The organism is Skermanella stibiiresistens SB22 (genome assembly GCF_000576635.1).
Classification (GTDB): domain Bacteria; phylum Pseudomonadota; class Alphaproteobacteria; order Azospirillales; family Azospirillaceae; genus Skermanella; species Skermanella stibiiresistens.
Map to the genome: position 1 here is coordinate 1 of NZ_AVFL01000060.1, position 18,884 is coordinate 18,884.

Consider the following 18,884-nt stretch of genomic DNA (forward strand, 5'->3'; position numbering starts at 1 on the left):
TGGGGTTGCGCCGGCAGTTCCAGACTCTTGGCCCGCCGGCTGAGAGTGGAACAATCTGGCACCGGAAGGTCGAGGCCGAGCAACTGGAGGATCGAGCCGATCAACCCCTCGGTCTGGCGCAGCGCGAGGTGGAACACCGCGCGCAACGTCAAAGCCGTCGTAATCGCGAGATCGGAGTAGTGGGGCTGACCACCCGGCGTCGTGCGCGGCGCGGCTTTCCAGGCGGAGATCACCTCATCGGTGAACCATACGGTCAGACTGCCTCGCTGACGCAGAGCCTCGTCATAATCGGACCAGTTCGTCACGCGTCGCTTCGGCCGCGGAATGTGGTGGCGGCGGGCAGCGTTGGCTTTATGCGGCATGAAGGCGCGATCCGGAGCATCGTAACAGGTCGTCCCTTACGCGATCCCGCATATCCCTGCAACACGCCAACCTGCGGGACTTCCGCGGGGTTCTGCAGGTGGACGGCTACGCCGGGCGAGCGGCTGGCTGCCTGCAACCGGGTCGTGCTGGCTGCCTGCTGGAGCCATGCCCGCCGACGCTTCTACGACCTGGCCGAAGGCGGCTCCCCGATCGCGGCCGACGCGCTGCGCCGCATTGCCAGGCTCTACGCAATCGAGGACCGCATCCGCGGCCGCACGGCCGATGAGCGCAGACAGATCCGGCAGGCCGAGGCTGCCCCACAGGTGGCTGAGCTGAAGACCTGGCTCGAGCAGGAACTCCAACGCCTGCCTGGCCGCTCCAAACTGGCGGAGGCGATCCGCTATGCGCTCGGCCGCTGGATGGCGCTGTGCTTCCACCTCAACGACGGCCGGGTGGAAATGGATACCAATGTGGTGGAGCGCTGCATCCGGCCAGTGGCTCTGGGCAGAAAGAACAGTCTTTTTGCAGGTTTTGAAGGTGGCGGCCATCGCTGGGCTGTGATCGCATCGCTGGTGGAAAACTGCAAGCTCAACGGCGTCGAGCCCTTCGCTTACCTCCGCGACATCCTTGAGCGCATGGTCAACGGCTATCCCGCCAGCCGTATAAACGAGTTGCTCCCGTGGAACTGGAAGCCTGCTGTCAACGCTTGATCCAGTGCAACTACGCTACGCTTACCCTGCGCCGACACGAAACGCTGTCCCGCCGCGGCGTGCGCCGCCGCCAGTCTGGCGGTGAGGTCCACGCTGACCGTGCTGCACGAGATATGGAGCAGGTCGGGACCTGCCGCGAGCAGTCCGCCGTCCCCGAAAACGACCGCCTCGACGGCCGCGTCGTTGGCCAGCATCGTCATGACGGTGCCAGCCCGGGCGGCCGCGGCGAGGTCGGCGGCGACCTTCGCACCCCGAGCGGCGAACGGCTCGGCCTTGGCCCGGCCCCGGTTCCAGACGGTGACTTGGTGACCGGCCGCCACGATATTGTCGGCCATCCCCGAGCCCATCTCCCCGAGCCCATCTCCCCGAGTCCGATAAATGCTACATCCATTTCCATCTCCTCAAGCTCCGAAGGCCGCGACGGCGAGCGTGATCGCTGCAGGTGACATCGGCGTTGCTCGTTAAGCGTCGACCAGATTGGCAACGTGCGCGACGAGGCCGGTTTGGCCCGGCGCAACATGGTCGTCCATGGTGTGGCGATCGGGGAAGTCGCCGCCGTTTTGCGACCGGAAGGGAATCGGCTTGTCGGTGAATAGCCCGGCAAGACGCACACGCCATGTTGCCTTGATCGCCTCCACTTCCTCCGCCGTGGAAACGTGACCCGCGCCATAGACCGCGTGCGTCGGGAGCACGTCCATGCCGGGGTAGAACAGAGCGCCATGGGTCAGCGGGAACAGCAGTTGATCAAGCGGCCCGTTGATACCCCGCGGGCCATAGTCGGCCGCTGGACCGCCTGCCTGCACGTTGACCAGCGCTCGCTTGCCCTTGAGGATGCCCTCCCCAAAGCGAAACTGGTTGGAGCCATTCTGATATCCGTAGGCAAAACCGAAGGCATAGACCCGCTCTATCCAGCCCTTTAGAATCGCAGGCACGCCGTACCACCACAGCGGGAATTGCAGGACCACAGCATCGGCCGCGAGCAGCTTCTGCTGCTCAGCGATCACGTCGGGCGTCTGATGCCCGCTTGCGTAAGCATGGCCTGACTCCGCGATGAGTGACAGCCGTTCCGGGTTCTCACGCACCGGAAAGTCATCGGCGTCGTACACCGCCTTCCACTTCATGCCGTAGAGGTCCGAATGGATAACGGTGTGTCCCGCTGCCGACAACGTCTCAGCAGTTACATTGACCAACTGCCGTGTCAGCGAAGTGGGTTCGGGGTGCGCGTAAACGATGAGAACTTTCATGATGATCTCTTCTTGGTAGTTGGGGGTTATCAGTATTCGACGACAATCTTGCCGAAATGACCGCCAGACTCCTGGAGCCGGAAGGCGTCCGCGATTTCGGCCCGCGGAAAGGAGCGGTCGATCACTGGGTGGCCGTGAACGGCGTCGATACCGCGGATCAGATCCACTTGGTGCCGGCGACTGCCGACGATCAGGCCCTGTAGCCGATGCTGCCGCGCCATGAGCATGGCTGTTGGCACGTCACCCGCCCTCCCGGTCAGCACGCCGATCAAAGAAATGTGACCGCCGACGCGCGAGGCGTTAATCGACTGCGCTAGCGTGCCTGGGCCGCCTACCTCCACGACATGGTCCACGCCCGTGCCGCCCGTCAGGTCCCGCACTCGGTCGCCCCAGTTCTCGTCCTGGCGATAGTTGATGACGTGCGCGGCGCCCATCGTGCGAAGCCGCTCCGGCTTCTCGTCGGAGGAGGAAGTCGCGATCACCGTGGCTCCCATGGCCCGCGCGATCTGCAGCGCGAAGATCGACACGCCGCCCGTGCCGAGGACCAACACGCTGTCGCCGACCTTGAGGCCGCCGTTGACCACCAGGGCCCGCCAGGCCGTCACACCGGCCGTAGTCAGAGTCGCGGCGGCGGCGTGGCTCCAGCCAGCCGGCGCGCGCGTGAAGGACGTGGCCGGCGCCACCACGACCTCCCGAGCAAAGCCGTCGATCCCGTCGCCCGGCGTGGTGGTGAAATCGGCAAGGGTGGCCTCACCGTCCAGCCAGGTCGGAAAGAAGGTGGATACGACATGGTCGCCGGGCTTGAACTCCGTGACCTTGGAACCGACCGCCTCCACCACCCCGGCTCCATCCGCCATGGGGATGCACCCATTGGCGCACGGCAGCCGTCCCGTCACCACACCCAGATCGTGGAAGTTCAGCGAGGTGGCATGCACAAGCACGCGGATGACGGTCGGTCCAGAATCGCCGGGGTCGGGGAGGTCCATCAGCGTCAGGCCGTCTAGCCCCTGCCGCGGATGAGCCTGAATAGCTTTCATGCCGATGCTCCTCAGCTGCGCAAGGGCAGCCATTGCAGGATGGTCGCAGTCGCCGAGACGACCAGGACGGCGTAGAGATAAGCCTCCGTCGTGGCCAAAAAGCCGGTGAGCGGAACCGCGAAGCCGGCAGCGATGGGCGGGACGCTCAGGGACAGGTAGGTGACCAGGAAGATCGCCGCGAAGAGTTCGGCACGCTCGTGCACAGGGGTGAGCGGCACAAGCGATTGGATGAGGCCGCTGAACGATGCGCCCAGCCCGGCGCCGGCGACCGCGCCGCCGACGAAGAACAACGCCAACGCTCCGGTACCGATCGACACGAGCAGGAGGCCAACCCCGACCGTCACCGCCGCCATGCCCACGACGGCCATGCGTCCAGGCGGCATCCCGCGCAGTATCAGCGGTGACACGGCGCCGGCGCCGCATAGCACGGCGATGGTGGCGCCGTTCAGCAATCCGCTGCTGACGCCAAAGACGGCGCGCAGCAGCGACGGCCCGAGCGCGGCCACGAAGCCGCACAGCGCCCAGATCGACAGGAGCAACGGCAGCCCGCGCCTGAAGCCGTCGCGCGCTGAACGGGTGACATGCACGCTCGGCACCATGGAACGAAGCAGGCCGGGCACCGGGCTCGCCGTCTCGGGAATAAGCAGAACGATCGCCGCGCCCAGGCAGAACAGCCCGCCGAGGAACCCGAATGCCCAGACCTCCGCTTTGTCCGTCACTCCGAGCAGGGCTCCGGTGACGAAGGCGCCCGCCGCCAGTCCCGCAAGCGGCGAGATGCTGGTCAGCAGGCTGCCGAGTGCCTTGCGGGCCGGCGGCGCCGCCTCGATCACCGCGGCGGACAGGGCGCCGTTGACCAAGCCCATGGACAGGCCTTGGACGATCCGGGCGGCCAGCAACCCGCCGATGCCGTCCGCCGTCAGGAACAGCGCCATGGACGCGACCTGTATCGCCAGCGCCGCGACGATCACCGGCTTGCGTCCCAGGTGATCCGAAAGCGAGCCGGCAACGAGCAGCGTGACGAGAAGCACCAGTGAGTAGATGCTGAACGCGACCGTCAGCATGCCAGGGGAGAAGCCCCACCGCCCCTGGAAGACGACGAACAAGGGCGAGGGCACGCAGGCCGACACGAAGAACAGGAACAGGATGGCCGCGAGCAGCGGGAACGCGATCGACGAAGGGCGATGCGGTTCGAGGGCGAGGGCTTCGGGCAATCTGCTATCCGTGTTGTTGATGGAGCCTCCGGGATTTGAAGCCCGCTCGGCATATCGCGCTTCACGTTACGATGTTGAAATCGAACCTTCTGTGTGTTGTTATCCAACGAATGGATACCAAAAACCTCGATCTCGGCCTGCTTGTCACGCTCGAAGCCCTACTGGCGGAAGGGAACGTCACGCGTGCCGCCCGGCGCTTGAACCTGAGCCAACCCGCCTTGTCGGCCCGGTTGGCGCGGCTTCGCGACGCCCTCGGCGATCCCCTCCTCATTCCGGCACGGCGCGGGATGGTCCTGACCCAGCGCGCCGTCGAGCTTCGGCAACCTTTGCATGAAGCGCTGGAGGGTGTCCGCAGGGTAGTGGCTGAGGGAATGCCGTTCGACCCGGCGACCATGCAGGCCACCCTGGTGATCGCTGGGACCGACTACCAGCAGTATGCGCTGCTCACCCGGTTCTCGGTCGCGCTCAGGACCGAGGCGCCCATGGTCCGCATCGCCTGGCGTGCCCTGGACGTGCTGGCGCTCGCCACTCAGTTGGAGCGCGGCGAAGTCGACCTAGCCCTGGCAACTCCGGACCATGCACCGGCGGCCATGCGCCAGCGTCAGCTCTATTGTGAGGATTACGTGGTGATCGCCCGGCAGGGACACCCGGCCGTACAGGGATATGTCAGCCTGGACGTGTTCTGTACTTTGGAGCACGTTGTGGTGTCTCCCCAAGGCGGCGGGTTCTCGGGACCTACCGATGCGGCACTAGAGGCTGTCGGCCGCCGCCGCACCGTAGCCCTATCCACGTCGGGGTTCCTGATCGTGCCGGAGGTCGTGTCGCGGTCCGACATGATCGCTTTGATCCCACGGCGGATCGCCGATGGCTGGTCGGATCGCCTGCAAGTGCTGGACCCGCCGCTCACCATCCCTGGCTTTACCATCGTGAGTGTCTGGCACGACCGGGCCACCAACCATCCGGCACAACGCTGGCTGCGTGAACGGCTGATGACGTTGGCCGCCGAAGGGTAGTTACCGACTGGACTGAAGGCTGCGCACGGGCTTTGATGCATAAATCGGGTTCCGGTTGTCGGCCGGGGCGGGTATGAAGGCAGCCCCGCTGCCGAGAGTTCCGATGCCGTAAAAGCACAACGAACCGCGCCGTCATAAAATCTTGAAGGCCAAGTACAAAGTTTCCAACTGGCGGGAGTATGACGAGGCACAGCAGCAGCGGAGCAGCCTAACGGTGTGGGTGACGCCTGACTCGCTGGAGGCATGGGCGCCGGAGAGGAGCGGACGACGCGGGCGGCCGACGTCTTACTCGGACATCGTGATCGAAACTGCCGTCATGCTGCGCTTGGCGATGGGCAAGCCCTGGCGGCGGACTGAGGGGATGCTGAACTCCATCATCGGGATGCTCGACCTGGATCTGCCGGTCCCTGACCACACCACTTTGTCCCGCCGCAGCACCCGCCTGTCGTTGACGACCACCCTGAAGAAGCCGAAGGGACCGGTGAATGTGGTAATCGACTCCAGCGGCTTGAAGATCTTTGGCGCGGGCGGGCATTGTCACGGGAACTTGGCTGGCTCGCAAAGGACCGAGATTCTGGCAACTCTCACGCAGCAGCGGCCGCAGCATTCCGATCAGCCATGGCCTGGACGCGGAAGGTGCGCAGGGTACGGCGGGAAATCAGATGACGCTGGACGTTGAAACCATTGTAGGTGGAAGCATGCATCGAGGCGAAGCGTTGGGCAGATCCCGGCGACTTGAACCGCTGCATCTTGCGCTCTCGACGGCGGAGGTGCTGGTGGGAAACCTCGGTCCGGTTGTTTTGGTAAATTCCTTGCTCATGGTCGGCGCTCAAGCCGATCTCCTTGAACGCGGCGCCGTACGAGCGCAGCTTGTCGGTTGTCACCCGCGTCGGAGCGAAACCGTGCTTCTTCAGCAGCTTACAGATGAACTTGCGGGCGGCGGCCTTGTTCCGCCGGCGCTGGATCAGGACCTCCAGCACCTCGCCCTCATCATCGACCGCCCGCCACAGGTACATCCGCCTGCCGTTGATCCGCACCACCATTTCATCGAGATGCCAGCATGAACTGGGCCTGGGGCGCAGCCGCCGCAGGTTCCGCGCGATCACTGGCCCGAACTTGCCCACCCAGCGCCGGATCGTTTCGTAGGAGACATCCAGTCCACGCTCCGCCAGCAGATCCTCGACGTCCCGGTAGCTCAGCGTGAACCGGAGATAGAGCCAAACCGCGTGCTGGATGACGGCGGGCGGAAACTGGTGGCGGGCATACGAGATCGGCTGCATTCAAGCATATTATTGTCATCGCCGACGGATGGCCACCGTTCCCGTGACAATGCCCCAATGCTTCTTGCCGCCGGTGCCGATCACGACCTCATCCAGGTGCCACTTGTCGCCACGGGCCAAGTGCCTCCGGCGGATCCGGTTGGCGATCTCCCGGCCAAATTCCAGGCCCCAGGCACGGATAGTCTCATGGCTGACGGTGATGCCGCGCGGGACCAGCATCTCCTCCACCATGCGCAGGCTCAAGGGGAAGCGGAAATACAGGTAAACCGCGTAGCCGATCACTTCCGCTGGGAACCGGTAGCCGGCGTGGAGAGACTGGGGCGAGGTCGTCATGCCTGCCCCATAGCCAACCCTCGCTGCTCAGACAACTCAGCCCGCCGCCAACTTGACGGTACCCTCGAGAGCGATGTCAGCCCAAGTGATCCGCCGTGTTGCCGTGTTCAGTCCTGTGCGATACCGGGCATCGGCCTTCGCCATGGCTTGATCAGTCCGGCGTCGCCGCCATAAGCTATCGCTCAGAAGGCCGACCGCAATCCTTCCCTAAAAGTGTTCTGTGGGATAGCAGCATCCCGCATTCATGCGGGATGCATACTTCCTTTTCCCATTACACTTGGTCGCGAAGGCTGTTCAGGACGCGATCGACCATGACGCCGGACTGGCCCAGGTAGTTGGCCGGATCACACAGCTTCGCCAATTCCTCGCGATTCAGGTGCTTGGCGATATCAGGTGTCTCTGTCAGCAGATCGAGTAATGGACGGTTCTGGCGCAGGGCCTCCCGGCAGATGTCGTAGACCAGGTCGTGGGCGTATTCGCGGCCCAGGTAGGGGCCGAGGCCCATCATCACCGCTTCCGACATAACCAGCCCGTTGGTCATGTCGAGGTTGGCGCGCATTCGTTCGGCATCGACTTCCAGACCGCTGACCACGGCGCGGGCCTGTCTCAGGGCGCCGGCCAGCAGGCAGAAGGATTCCGGCAGGGCGATCCACTCGATCTCCCACGGTCCGGTCGAACGCTCGTGGTCGGCGACCATGGCGTCCATCAGGGCGGCGGCGTGCTGGCGGACGACCGAGATGCCGGCGTGGATGTAGCAGCTCGAGATCGGGTTGCGCTTCTGCGGCATGGTGCTGCTGGAGCCTCGGCCATGGGCATAGGGCTCATAGACCTCGCCCACTTCCGTCTGCATCATCAGCTTGACGTCCATCGACAGCTTGCCCAGCGTGCCGCCGACTAGACCCAGGAAGCAGCCGACCTCGGCGATGTTGTCGCGGACGGTGTGCCAGGCGATGACGGGCTGGCCCAGGCCCAGTTCGGCCATCAGGCCTTCCTGAGTTTCCATGGCGCCGCGCTCAATCGAGGCCAGAGTGCCGGCGGCACCGGCGAACTCACCGACCAGGACGCGGGCACGCAACTCGTCCAGCCGGTCGCGGTGCCGCTCCACCGCCGCCAGTAAGCCCGCCATCTTGTAGCCGAAGGTGACGGGAACCGCCTGCTGGAGGTTGCTGCGTCCGATCATCGGCGTGTCGCGGTGCCGCCGCGCCAGATCGGCCAGCCCGGCGGACAGGGCGGCCAGATCGTCCTCGACGATCTTCAAAGCCTCGCGGATCTGGAGCACCGTTGCGGTGTCGGTGATGTCCTGCGTCGTGGCGCCCCAGTGGCAGAACTCGCCCAACTTGTCGCGGCACAGCGCGTTGAGCTGGGAAACGACGCCGAGGACGGGATAGCCGATCCGCTCCGTCTGCTGACGCAGCTTGTCCATGTCGATCTTGTCGATGGAGCAGTTCTTGACGATCTCGTCGGCTGCTTCCTGCGGGATGATTTCCAGCCGGGCCTGGACGCGGGCCAGGGCTGCTTCGATGTCCAGGTATTTCTGGGTACGGTTCTCGTCCGACCACACGGCGCGCATGGCGTCGGTGCTGAAGATATTGCCGAAGATGGCGGAGTCCACGATCGTTGAGGGCATGAATCAGGCCTTTCGTGTCTTGAGTGGTTGTCAGAAATTGGCGCGGGCGAGGATCGCGTGGGCTTTGAGCAAAACCGGGCGGTCCACCATCCTGCCGTCCAGCTGGACGGCGCCGGTTCCGGCTTCCGCCGCAGCGAGGACGCGCCGCGCCCATTCCAGTTCAGCCGGAGTGGGAGCCAGAGCCTCCTGAACGGCGATGACCTGCCGGGGATGGATGCACAGTTTGGCGGTGAAGCCGAAAGCGCGGGCGAACTCCAGATCACGCTTCAGCGCGTCGGCATCGTCGATGGCCGGAGTGACACCCGCGATCGGCGCCGCCTTTTCAGCACAGCGGGACGCCATGGCGATCATCATCGCGGGCTGTATCAAGCCGCGTTCATCACCCGACAGATCGAGATCCGCCGCGAAGTCGAGCGTGCCGAAAGCCAGACGCTGGACCCCGTCCGCCGCCGCGATCTCATCCACGGCGCGCAGGCCACGTGCCGTTTCGATCAGCGGCACCACGACTGCGCCTTTAGGCAGCGCCGCGATCTGGTCCGCCCGTTCCGCCTTTGGTAGGACGATGCCGACGGAGCGGAAACGGTCGAGCAAGGTGCAGTCGCCGCCATACCAGGGCGTCGCATCGTCGTTGATCCGGATCAGCACACGGCCGTTGGTGGCGTGACCGCTGCCAAGCCAGACGCCGACCGCCTCCCGCGCCGCGTCCTTAGAAGCGGGATCGACCGCGTCCTCCAGATCCAGAATGATGGCGTCAGCGCCGGAGTTAAGAGCCTTGTCGAACCTGTCGGGCCGGTTTCCCGGTACGAAGAGGTATGTCGTTGGAAGAGACATGGTCTATATCGCCTTTTCGGCGCGCAGGCTTTCGATCCGGTCCGGCGAATACCCGAGAGCCGAGAGGATCGCATCGGTCTGTTGACCGAGTGCGGGGACGGCGTCCATACGGGGATCGCCTTCTTCCCATGAACCGGGAGGAAGCAGAGCCGGGATGGCGCCCCGCTCCGTTTCCACAGTCCGCCAGCGGTTGCGGGCCTTCAGTTGAGGATGCTCCCAGACGTCATGCATGTCGTTGGCGCGGGAATTCGCGATACGGGCCTTGTCGAGCCGGGCGATCACCTCCTCGGCGGTCAGGGTCGAGAAAGCCTCGACGATGATCCCCCGCAACTCGTCCCGCGCGGCGTTGCGCCTGAAATTACTGGAGAAACGCTCTTTGGATGCGAGACCCGGCTGTTGCAGCACCACCTCGCAGAACGCGGCCCATTCCCGCTCGTTCTGAAGCCCCAGCAGCACGGTCTTGCGATCTCCCGCCGGAAACAGGCCGTAGGGGTAGATGGTGGCGTGGCTGGCTCCAGCGCGGGCCGGCGGCGGGGCGCCGTCATAGGCGTAGTAGAGCGGGTAGCTCATCCACTCGACCAACGATTCCAGCATCGAGATGTCGAGGTGCTGGCCGCGTCCGGTCCTGCCGCGCTGGATCAGGGCCGCGAGGATGCTGGAAAAGGCGTACATCCCGGCGGAGATGTCGGCGATCGACGGTCCCGCCTTGGACGGGGTTTCCTCGGTCCCGGTCACCGACAGGAAGCCGGCTTCGCCTTGGATCAGCAGGTCGTAGGCCTTGCGATCGCGGTACGGACCGTCATTGCCGTAGCCGGAGATGTCGCAGACGATGATCTCAGGCTTTTCGGCGGACAGTGTTTCATAGGACAGGCCGAGGCGGGCGGCCGCTCCCGGTGCCAGGTTCTGGACGACGACATCTGCTTCTTCGGCAATCAGGCGTTTCAGGATGGTCTGAGCTTCGGGATGCTTGACGTCGAGCGTCAGGCTTTCCTTGGAGCGGTTGGTCCAGACGAAGTGAGATGCCAAGCCGTTGACCCGCTCGTCATAGCCGCGGGCGAAGTCTCCCACGCCCGGCCTTTCAACCTTGATGACGCGGGCGCCGAGATCGGCGAGCTGACGCGTCGCGAAGGGGGCGGCGATGGCGTGTTCGAGGGTGACGATTGTTGTTCCGGCCAAAGGTTTCATGTTCCTGTTCCTCACCGAATAACCGCAGTGGCATCCATCGTCAGCCAACCTTCATGGTCTCTGGCCCAGAGATGGAAGGTCTTGCCGTCCGCTTCCGGCTCGCCGTGGACCGAGAAGGTGTTGATGTCGAAGGTCGGGCGGACCGCCTTGAAGCGGTATTCGGCGACCTCGGCATCCGGCAGCTTGTGGCGCAGCAGGTCGAGCAGCAGTGTCGCGATCAGCGGACCGTGGACGATCAGGCCGGGATAGCCTTCCGTCTCCGTCACGTATTTGCGGTCGTAATGGATGCGGTGGCCGTTGAAGGTCAGGGCGGAGTAGCGGAACAGCAGCACGTCGTCGGGGACCCAGCCCTTTTCCCATTCCGAAGACTTCGGCGCCGGCTGCGGGGGAGGAGTGACATCGTCGGGTTTGGCGGCTTCGCGGTAGACGATGTCGTGGAATTCCGTGATGGCGACCTTGGAACCGCCTTCGCGGCTGATCTCGTGGCGGACCTTGACGAAGACCAGGGGGCCGGTGCGCCCCGACTTCTCCGTCACGTCATGGATGGTCGAAACCCGCGTCACCGCGTCGCCGACCCTGACCGGCTCGTGGAACTGGAACTGGCTGCCGGCCCACATCCGCCGGGGCAAGGGGATCGGGGGCAGGAAACCGCCGCGCTTGGCGTGTCCGTCCGGGCCGATTTCCGACTGGCGGTGGAGCGGCAGGAAAAAGAGCCAGTGCCAGAGCGCGGGGAGCGGCGTTCCGGGAGCCGGGCGTTCGGCGGGGCGGTCGAGGGTCGCGGACAGGGCGGCGTAAGGTGTGGGCGTGACCACGTCCGAGACCGTTTCGGTTCGACCGACCCATTCTCTAAAATCCATGATGGCATCTCCTCCTTGCATGTTTGTTGTTTGGCATGACTGTTGTTTGATCGACGGTTTGGACTGCGGCGAACCGAGCGAGGGTCGGTTGCCGATCATCCGGGATGTCTTCGGTTCCGCCGGAATTTCGGATCAGGCTTGTCCCATCCCTTCAGCCGGTCAGTCTCATGTCGTGCGGCAGATGGGACCGCCGGGCAAAGACAGTCCCTTCGAAGATCCGGCGGGCGGTTCGCTGAACACTGGCGAAAGGTCCGGATTGCCCGCCGCCTGATTCAAGCCTCACGACGATCCGCCCGGACGGATGCTCGAGCGTGATGTCGGTCGGCAGGTTGATTGGGCCGACCATCGAGGCGGCGACCGTTCCTGGCGTCACGCACGCCGTGGCGGCGGCGATGGCGCCGGTGACGGCCAAGGCGCGGTGGCACTCGTGAGGCATGAAGTAGCGGGTCACCAGGGTGCCGCCAGCGGCGGCGGGGGCGATCAGCACCGGCTTCGGGATCACCAGGGAGGCCGCATCGGGGAACCCCATGCGCCGACCGGCTTCGATCCGCATCGCTTCGAGCTTCGCCATGAAGATCGGGTCCGTGTGATAGCTGCCCGCCGTCTCGATACCGGACTTGCCGAGATCGGATGCCCGGACGAGCATGACGGGGGTGGCGGCATCGACGCAGGACACCTCGACCCCGTTGATCAGATCGACCGGCGCACCGGTTGGCAGCAATCTGCCGGTCTTGGCTCCGGCGGCGTCAAGGAAGGCGAGCTGGATCGGCGCCGCAGTCCCCGGGACGCCGTCGATCGACGCCCCACCCTCGTAGACCACCTGACCGCCCGGCGTCATGATCCGAGCCTCGATCAACTTGCCGGTATTCACATTGTGAATGCGGATCCGGGTCAGCCCATCCGAGGGCGACACCAAGCCTGACTCGATCGCGAAGGGTCCGACGGCGGCCAGCATGTTGCCGCAGTTCGGCGAGGTATCGACGATGCGGTCGCGCACCCTGACCTGGGCGAACAGATAGTCCACGTCGGCGCCCGGCACGGATGCCGGACCGACGATCGCGACCTTGCTGGTCAGCGGATTGCCGCCACCGATGCCGTCGATCTCAAGCTCGTGACCGGCTCCCATGAGCGATAGGAGCAAGGCGTCACGATGAAGTGGATCCGATGGGAGGTCCCTGGCCAGGAAGACGGGACCGCGCGACGTCCCGCCACGCATCATCACGCAGGGAATCCGGATCTGGTCACTTGAGGCCACGGCGCACCACCCTTTCGGATTCATTATGCCTTCCGTCACCGGAACGCTTGTTGACGCGACTATCGAACATCTTTCTTATGTTGGGAAATGCGAAGATTTCCGGTATTATTCCTTTCTACGCATCAAACGGTTTTGATGTGGCAAAGGCTTCCGATCCCTATCGTGGGAGCGTCATCCGTGCGACTTGAACGCGCCGTCAATCAGCCACGGCGCGTCAATCATCGCCTTGTTGGGGACCGAGCATGAATTTCGAGCTTCTCGATCTGCGGGCTTTCATCGCGGTCGCCGATCTGGGCAGTTTCCACCGCGCGGCCAGGGCGCTGAACCTGTCGCAGCCCGCGCTCAGTCGCCGCATACAGAAGCTCGAGGTGAGCCTGGGGGCGCCATTGCTCGAACGATCGACGCGGCATGTGGCACTGACCATGGTCGGCCGGGACTTCATCCCAAAGGTCCGCCGGTTCCTCGACGAGTTCGAGACGTCGGTCCTCGGCATCCGCGATTTGGGTGCGCGGAGCGGTGGTCTCGTCTCCATCGCGTCGGTGCCGACTGCGGTCTTCTACTTCCTGCCGCGCACGATCGGCCGGTTCAGCGCGGCCTATCCCCGCATCCGCATCCGCATCCTCGATGTCAGCGCCAACGAGGGATTGGAGGCCGTGGCGCGTGGCGAAGCCGATTTCGGCATCAATTTCATTGGCGCCTCCCATCCCGAGATCGAATTCACCCCACTCGCCGAGGATCGCTTCGTCCTGGCCTGCCGTCATGACCATCCGCTGGCTGGGCGAAGTCAGGTGACCTGGAAGGAGCTGGCGGCGCATCGGGTGATCACCGTCGGCCGGACCAGCGGCAACCGCGCCTTGATCGACAACGCCCTGGCCCAGCAGGGCCAGCGGCTGAACTGGTCCTACGAGGTCACCCATTTGTCAGGGTCGCTCGGCCTGGTGGAAGCCGGGCTCGGGGTGGCTGTGCTTCCAGCGCTCGCGACCCCGGCGCCCGACCATCCCCTGATCCGCTCCATCCCGCTGTCGCAGCCGGAAGTCTCGCGCACCATCGGCGTCGTGCGGCGCCATGGTGCGTCCCTGTCCCCGGCGGCGGCGCAATTTTACGAGATGCTGCTCGACATATGGAAAACCTGAAGGGTCACGGCTCCCCATCGACGTTGATAACTTTAACGCATCAATGTCCGAATTAATTGCATTTAACGAAAGTCATAAAGGCTGGTAGTCTTTGAACGTCGGCGGATGTGGAGTTCAGCTCTCTCGATGATGGCCCTGAAGACGGCGTCGTGGCGCTCTCCAAGGGAGTTCATTCGGAGCGACACCGCGTGCGGACCTCAAAAACATGGCTGCTGGGGCGGATTATCCGCCGGATCAACGCTTTGTCGCCGATCCCCAGCCAACAACGACTAGGGAGATCTACGATGCTGAAACGGAAGAACTCATTTCTTGCGACCGCGACGACCTTGGTCTCGAGCCTGGTGGTCATGACGTCCATTCTCGGCGCCCCCGCCTTCGCCGCGGAGTACCCGAACAAAACCATCCGCCTGCTGGTGCCCTATGCCGCCGGCGGAGGGACCGACGCCATCGCCCGTGTCGTCGCCCAGGGTCTCACCGACAAGTTCGGTCAGCAGATGATCGTCGAGAACAACGGCACGGCCGGCGGCAACCTCGCGACCCAGCAGGCCTCGAAGGCGGATCCCGACGGTTATACCGTCCTGCTGGCCAACCAAGGCCCCATGGTCGTCAATCCGCACCTGTTCAAGAACGTCAAGATCGATCCGCTGACCGCGTTCGATCCGGTCACCGTCATCGCGGCGGCGCCGCTCGTGGTCGTGGTGCCGGAGGCGTCGCCGATCACCAGCATCAAACAACTTGTCGATGAGGCGGTGAAACAGCCGGGCAAGCTGACCTACGGGTCAGCCGGCAATGGGTCGGCCAGTCATCTCGCCACGCTGCTTCTCGCGGATACCGCCAAACTCGACATGGTCCATGCCCCCTACAAGGGAGCGGGCCCCGCGCTCACCGATCTGCTGGGCGGTCGGCTCGACTTCATGATCACGACCATCCCTTCGGTCTTTGGCTTCATCGACAGCGGCAAGGTCAAGCCGTTGGCCGTCACGACCAAGGAGCGCACCAAGAGGCTTCCGAACGTACCCACGATCGCGGAAAGCGGATGGGCGGATTACGACGCGTCGGCTTGGTACGGTTTCGCCGTGCCGAAAGGCACCCCTCCGGAAATCATCAGGACGCTTCGTGAGGCAACCGTCGAAGTCATCAACAATCCGCAGGTCGTGCCCCGCCTGGAGCTCGAGGGTGCCGAGCCGGTTGGAAACACGCCGGAGGAATTCGCCGCCTACATGAAGACGGAGTCCGCCCGGTGGTCCGCTCTGATCAAGAAGGCCGGGCTAGGTCTGGACTAAAGCACGCCGCGGCGAGCTTTCCAGAGCGGGCGATATTTGAAGTCTCTACTGTCTTGAAATGATGGAACCGGCCTGGGGCAGCCAAACTTGGCGCGTCCCAGGTCCGCCCCCGGTGGTTCGTATGCCATCACCGATGCGCGTGGCTCAAAACAGTCCACCGCCAGATGGTGAGACTGAGAGCCGGAAGGCCGTGACGACCTGACGGCACACCGAACCAACGGGCTGTCGTTCCGCTCCCGCCGCTTCGACTTATCAGATCAAACCGCCATGCGCCGACTGACCAGGCGCGCGGCACCCGCTGATGCGCGACCGCCTTTGCCACGCTTCAGTGATGAAGCATATTCGCCGAGTCGATCCGCAGTCCTGAAAAAAATAACCATGGGAGGACGCAGCAGTGACACTGATGCAAAAACCGAGAGATGTTTTCGGCGGCCTGATTGTCATGACCATTGGCACAGGCTTCCTTGTTCAAAGCCAGTCGCTTGATATCGGCACCGCGTCTCGCATGGGTCCGGGCTATTTTCCGATCATCCTCAGTGTACTGATGATTCTGCTCGGCTTGGTGATCGCCGGTTTGGCGTTGCGGGGTCCCACCATGGAGCACAGCTTCGGTCAGGTTCCCTGGCGCGGCGTCCTCCTCCTGATCGGCGCGGTGCTCTTCTTCGGGTTCGCGCTGCGCGGCCTGGGCCTGGCGCCGGCGGTGCTGGTCGTCGTCCTCGTGACCGCCTGGTCGAGCCGCTATGCCACACTACGCAGCTCGCTGCCGCTGTCGATCGGACTCGCGGTGTTCTGCGCGTTCCTGTTCATCCGTCTTCTCGGATTGCCGCTGCCTCTGACCGGACCCTGGCTCAGCCCTGGTCACTGGTCGCCCGTGGCCATCGCTCCGGCATCGAGCACGATGCCACCGGCCGCGACGTCGGGCGAATCCCGTTAGGAGGTTTCCATCATGGAACTGTTCACCGACCTCGGGCTCGGCTTCGCCACGGCGCTCAGCCCGTTCAACCTGATGTACTGCTTCATCGGCGTGCTGCTCGGCACGGCTGTGGGCGTCCTGCCCGGTCTCGGGCCGATCGCCACCATCGCCATGCTGCTGCCGATCACCTTCGGCCTGCCGCCGGTCTCCTCCCTGATCATGTTGGCCGGTATTTATTACGGCGCGCAGTATGGCGGCTCGACCACCGCGATCCTGATCAACCTGCCCGGGGAAAGTTCGTCGGTCGTGACGGCGATCGACGGCTACCAGATGGCGAAGAAGGGCCGGGCCGGGCCTGCGCTCGCCACAGCCGCGCTTGGTTCCTTCTTCGCCGGTACCGTGGCGACCGTGCTGCTCGCCGTCGCGGCACCACCGTTGGCGGATGTGGCGCTTCGATTCGGCCCCGCGGAATACTTCTCGCTGATGGTGCTGGGTCTGGTCGCCTCCGTGGCGCTCGCCAGCGGATCCCTGCTCAAGGCCTTCACCATGATCGTGCTGGGTCTGCTGCTCGGGCTGGTCGGGAGCGATGTCGAGACCGGCACCCAACGCTTCACCTTCGACATGCCGGAAATGGCCGATGGGTTGAACTTCGTGGCGCTCAGCATGGGCGTCTTCGGTCTAGGCGAGATCCTGCGCAACCTGGAGCACGAGCACACCCGCTCCGTCATGGTCAGGCACGTCAGCGGCCTGATGCTGTCGAAGGATGACTTCAAGCGGATCATCGGGCCGGTGCTGCGCGGCACCGCGCTGGGATCGGTGCTTGGCATCCTGCCCGGCGGAGGCGCCATGCTGGCCTCCTTCGCGGCATACAGCATGGAAAAGAAGATTTCGCCCAACGGCGCCGAGTTCGGCAAAGGCGCCATCGAGGGCGTGGCGGCGCCCGAGTCCGCCAACAACGCCGGGGCCCAGACCTCCTTCATCCCGATGCTGACGCTGGGCATTCCCAGTAATCCGGTGATGGCGCTGATGATCGGGGCGATGATCATCCAGGGCATCACCCCCGGTCCCAACGTCGTGACGGACGAGCCCGAGCTGTTCTGGGGCATGATCGCGTCGATGTGGGTCGGGAACCTGATGCTGGTGCTGCTCAACCTGCCGCTGATCGGTCTGTGGATCCGGATGCTGACGATCCCCTACCACCTGCTGTTCCCGGCGATCATCGCGTTCTGCTGCATCGGCGCCTTCAGCGTCAACAACAGCACCTTCGATGTCTTCATGATGGCGCTGTTCGGGCTGGTCGGCTACGCGCTGATCAAACTGGACTTCGAGCCGGCGCCCCTGCTGCTTGGTTTCGTGCTCGGGCCGATGCTGGAGGAGAACCTGCGCCGCGCCATGCTGCTCAGCCGGGGCGACGCCACGGTGTTCGTCACCCAACCGCTCAGCTTGGCTCTCCTGATTGTTTCCCTGACGCTGCTCGTCATCGTCGTCATGCCGAACATACGAGCCAAACGTGAGGAGGCGTTCAGTGAATGACGCCTGAACCGCACACCGATGTTCACGCGCGACACAATTCAGAGGAGGAGTGGACGATGACGATCAAGGATCTTCTGGTTCACATCGATCAGACCAAGGCGTCACAGGTGCGCCTGGAGGCGGGGCTCAGACTGGCGGAGCGCTTCGGCGCGCACCTAACGGCCCTCTATCTCGCGGCTGAACCGTTCGTCCGGAGCATGGCGGGATACCATCTGCCGGCCGACGTGGTGCGGGAGCATCTGCGCCATGCCGAAGCCGAGGCCGATCCGGTTTTCGCGGCGGCGAGGCAGGCGGCGGAGCAGCGCGGAGTTGATCTGGAAACGAGGCTGGAAACGGGCTCGCTCGACCGTCTGCCGGCGATCCTGGCGCGGATCGCGCGCAACGCCGACCTGATCGTGGTGGGAGAACCGAATCCCGCGGAAAGTGGGACCGATGAGACCGCGCTGGTCGAGGCGGCGTTCATGGACACCGGCCGCCCGGCCCTGGTGATTCCTTATCTGGGGGCGAAAGCGCTGCCGCCCGAACGGGTCCTGGTCGCCTGGGACGGCTCGCGCGAAGCGGCCCGGGCGGTGCATGACGCCCTGCCGCTGCTGCGCCTGGCGGCCGAGGTGGTGATCCTGATCGTCGATGCCGGCAAACACGGCCCGCGCTTCGGTCCCCAGCCCGGAGCGGGTATCCTGGCCCACCTGGGGCGCCATGGGGTCGCGGCACGGGTGAAAGCGGTGGAGAGCGGCGGTGCCGCGATCGCCGGGCTGATCCTCGCACAGGCCGACGCCGAGAAAGCCGACCTTGTGATCATGGGCGGCTATGGCCACTCGCGCCTGCGCGAGATGATCCTGGGCGGCGTCACCCGCCACATGCTGGAACGCATGAGCGTGCCGGTCCTGTTCGCGCACTGAGCAGCAGTGCCTTGACTGCGCTTTGGTGGGAAAGCGGTCGTGGATCGGCTGATACTGACGTGCCGGTGGTCCTTGCGCCGCCGGCTTGATCCATCATCCATTGTTCGAACATCAGTTCACCGGACGCTTGCCATCAGCCAAGGTGACCTCTGGCGGCTCTCCATCGGGTTCTGTCAG

The 18,884-nt window shown here is 64.6% G+C and carries 18 protein-coding genes and 2 pseudogenes; 8 read left to right on the forward strand and 12 right to left on the reverse strand.

The genetic code is table 11. The features are described from left to right. A partial coding sequence (locus tag N825_RS34300; RefSeq protein ID WP_037461654.1) for an IS5/IS1182 family transposase occupies nt 1-362 on the reverse strand: 362 nt, incomplete at its 3' end. A 65-nt stretch (nt 363-427) separates the two neighbouring features. Here N825_RS34300 and tnpC point away from each other — a divergent pair. Further along, nucleotides 428-1,073, forward strand: a pseudogene (gene tnpC, locus N825_RS38405) (IS66 family transposase); the annotation flags it as partial. Here tnpC and N825_RS34310 read toward each other — a convergent pair. The 4 genes from N825_RS34310 to N825_RS34325 all read right to left on the reverse strand — a co-directional run bounded on the left by N825_RS34310 (nt 1,010) and on the right by N825_RS34325 (nt 4,565). Continuing rightward, nucleotides 1,010-1,420, reverse strand: coding sequence for an NAD(P)-binding domain-containing protein (locus N825_RS34310; protein ID WP_051514103.1), 411 nt, complete (start codon nt 1,418-1,420; stop codon nt 1,010-1,012). The pseudogene tnpC and the gene N825_RS34310 overlap by 64 nt on opposite strands. A gap of 114 nt (nt 1,421-1,534) precedes the next feature. After that, the gene (locus N825_RS34315; RefSeq protein ID WP_037461618.1) at nt 1,535-2,317 is read right to left on the reverse strand and encodes an NAD(P)H-dependent oxidoreductase; all 783 of its coding nucleotides are present in this window, start codon (nt 2,315-2,317) and stop codon (nt 1,535-1,537) included. Between the two features lie 29 nt (nt 2,318-2,346). Next, nucleotides 2,347-3,354 (reverse strand): zinc-dependent alcohol dehydrogenase family protein, encoded by a 1,008-nt coding sequence (locus tag N825_RS34320; protein ID WP_037461620.1) that lies wholly within the window; start codon nt 3,352-3,354, stop codon nt 2,347-2,349. Between the two features lie 11 nt (nt 3,355-3,365). Then, entirely contained in the window at nt 3,366-4,565 is a 1,200-nt protein-coding gene (locus tag N825_RS34325; protein ID WP_051514107.1) for an MFS transporter, read from the reverse strand. A gap of 110 nt (nt 4,566-4,675) precedes the next feature. Between N825_RS34325 and N825_RS34330 the strand changes: the two genes are divergently transcribed. Together N825_RS34330 and N825_RS38410 are read left to right on the forward strand one after the other, a co-directional pair. Further along, entirely contained in the window at nt 4,676-5,578 is a 903-nt protein-coding gene (locus N825_RS34330) for a LysR family transcriptional regulator (protein WP_037461628.1), read from the forward strand. A 139-nt stretch (nt 5,579-5,717) separates the two neighbouring features. Next, nucleotides 5,718-6,143, forward strand: a pseudogene (locus N825_RS38410) (transposase); the annotation flags it as partial. A gap of 19 nt (nt 6,144-6,162) precedes the next feature. Here N825_RS38410 and N825_RS34335 read toward each other — a convergent pair. From N825_RS34335 to N825_RS34365, 7 genes are all read right to left on the reverse strand, one after another. Next, nucleotides 6,163-6,858, reverse strand: a complete 696-nt coding sequence (locus tag N825_RS34335; RefSeq protein ID WP_037461631.1) for an IS6 family transposase — start codon at nt 6,856-6,858, stop codon at nt 6,163-6,165. A 15-nt stretch (nt 6,859-6,873) separates the two neighbouring features. Beyond that, nucleotides 6,874-7,191: an IS6 family transposase gene (locus N825_RS34340; protein ID WP_051514109.1), complete on the reverse strand. Its 318-nt coding sequence runs from the start codon at nt 7,189-7,191 to the stop codon at nt 6,874-6,876. 271 nt (nt 7,192-7,462) lie between these two features. Further along, nucleotides 7,463-8,818 carry a 3-carboxy-cis,cis-muconate cycloisomerase gene (pcaB, locus tag N825_RS34345; protein WP_037461636.1) on the reverse strand — a complete coding sequence of 452 codons (1,356 nt, stop codon included), beginning with the start codon at nt 8,816-8,818 and terminating at the stop codon, nt 7,463-7,465. 30 nt (nt 8,819-8,848) lie between these two features. Next, a complete protein-coding gene (locus N825_RS34350; protein WP_037461638.1) occupies nt 8,849-9,649 on the reverse strand; it encodes an HpcH/HpaI aldolase/citrate lyase family protein in 801 nt (266 codons plus the stop codon). A 3-nt stretch (nt 9,650-9,652) separates the two neighbouring features. Continuing rightward, entirely contained in the window at nt 9,653-10,834 is a 1,182-nt protein-coding gene (locus tag N825_RS34355; protein ID WP_037461641.1) for a CaiB/BaiF CoA transferase family protein, read from the reverse strand. A gap of 11 nt (nt 10,835-10,845) precedes the next feature. Continuing rightward, entirely contained in the window at nt 10,846-11,691 is an 846-nt protein-coding gene (locus N825_RS34360) for an HTD2 family dehydratase (protein WP_037461662.1), read from the reverse strand. Between the two features lie 151 nt (nt 11,692-11,842). After that, nucleotides 11,843-12,946: a 4-oxalomesaconate tautomerase gene (locus N825_RS34365; protein ID WP_245613325.1), complete on the reverse strand. Its 1,104-nt coding sequence runs from the start codon at nt 12,944-12,946 to the stop codon at nt 11,843-11,845. A gap of 242 nt (nt 12,947-13,188) precedes the next feature. Between N825_RS34365 and N825_RS34370 the strand changes: the two genes are divergently transcribed. From N825_RS34370 to N825_RS34390, 5 genes are all read left to right on the forward strand, one after another. Then, nucleotides 13,189-14,079 (forward strand): LysR family transcriptional regulator, encoded by an 891-nt coding sequence (locus tag N825_RS34370; RefSeq protein ID WP_037461645.1) that lies wholly within the window; start codon nt 13,189-13,191, stop codon nt 14,077-14,079. A 284-nt stretch (nt 14,080-14,363) separates the two neighbouring features. Beyond that, nucleotides 14,364-15,362: a Bug family tripartite tricarboxylate transporter substrate binding protein gene (locus N825_RS34375; protein WP_037461648.1), complete on the forward strand. Its 999-nt coding sequence runs from the start codon at nt 14,364-14,366 to the stop codon at nt 15,360-15,362. 403 nt (nt 15,363-15,765) lie between these two features. Beyond that, complete coding sequence (locus N825_RS34380) at nt 15,766-16,296, forward strand: tripartite tricarboxylate transporter TctB family protein (protein ID WP_084165356.1); 531 nt, start codon at nt 15,766-15,768, stop codon at nt 16,294-16,296. Between the two features lie 12 nt (nt 16,297-16,308). Beyond that, a complete protein-coding gene (locus N825_RS34385) occupies nt 16,309-17,808 on the forward strand; it encodes a tripartite tricarboxylate transporter permease (RefSeq protein ID WP_037461650.1) in 1,500 nt (499 codons plus the stop codon). Nucleotides 17,809-17,864: 56 nt separating this feature from the next. Further along, nucleotides 17,865-18,707 carry a universal stress protein gene (locus N825_RS34390; RefSeq protein WP_037461652.1) on the forward strand — a complete coding sequence of 281 codons (843 nt, stop codon included), beginning with the start codon at nt 17,865-17,867 and terminating at the stop codon, nt 18,705-18,707. Nucleotides 18,708-18,884 lie beyond the last annotated feature (177 nt).

Coding starts and splice junctions, on each gene's coding strand:
- pcaB (WP_037461636.1), bottom strand. CDS start 8,818: ATGCCCTCAACGATCGTGGACTCCGCCATCTTCGGCAATATCTTCAGC.
- N825_RS34380 (WP_084165356.1), top strand. CDS start 15,766: ATGCAAAAACCGAGAGATGTTTTCGGCGGCCTGATTGTCATGACCATT.
- N825_RS34360 (WP_037461662.1), bottom strand. CDS start 11,691: ATGGATTTTAGAGAATGGGTCGGTCGAACCGAAACGGTCTCGGACGTG.
- N825_RS34375 (WP_037461648.1), top strand. CDS start 14,364: ATGCTGAAACGGAAGAACTCATTTCTTGCGACCGCGACGACCTTGGTC.
- N825_RS34320 (WP_037461620.1), bottom strand. CDS start 3,354: ATGAAAGCTATTCAGGCTCATCCGCGGCAGGGGCTAGACGGCCTGACG.
- N825_RS34340 (WP_051514109.1), bottom strand. CDS start 7,191: ATGACGACCTCGCCCCAGTCTCTCCACGCCGGCTACCGGTTCCCAGCG.
- N825_RS34330 (WP_037461628.1), top strand. CDS start 4,676: ATGGATACCAAAAACCTCGATCTCGGCCTGCTTGTCACGCTCGAAGCC.
- N825_RS34355 (WP_037461641.1), bottom strand. CDS start 10,834: ATGAAACCTTTGGCCGGAACAACAATCGTCACCCTCGAACACGCCATC.
- N825_RS34310 (WP_051514103.1), bottom strand. CDS start 1,420: ATGGGCTCGGGGATGGCCGACAATATCGTGGCGGCCGGTCACCAAGTC.
- N825_RS34335 (WP_037461631.1), bottom strand. CDS start 6,858: ATGCAGCCGATCTCGTATGCCCGCCACCAGTTTCCGCCCGCCGTCATC.
- N825_RS34390 (WP_037461652.1), top strand. CDS start 17,865: ATGACGATCAAGGATCTTCTGGTTCACATCGATCAGACCAAGGCGTCA.
- N825_RS34350 (WP_037461638.1), bottom strand. CDS start 9,649: ATGTCTCTTCCAACGACATACCTCTTCGTACCGGGAAACCGGCCCGAC.
- N825_RS34315 (WP_037461618.1), bottom strand. CDS start 2,317: ATGAAAGTTCTCATCGTTTACGCGCACCCCGAACCCACTTCGCTGACA.
- N825_RS34370 (WP_037461645.1), top strand. CDS start 13,189: ATGAATTTCGAGCTTCTCGATCTGCGGGCTTTCATCGCGGTCGCCGAT.
- N825_RS34385 (WP_037461650.1), top strand. CDS start 16,309: ATGGAACTGTTCACCGACCTCGGGCTCGGCTTCGCCACGGCGCTCAGC.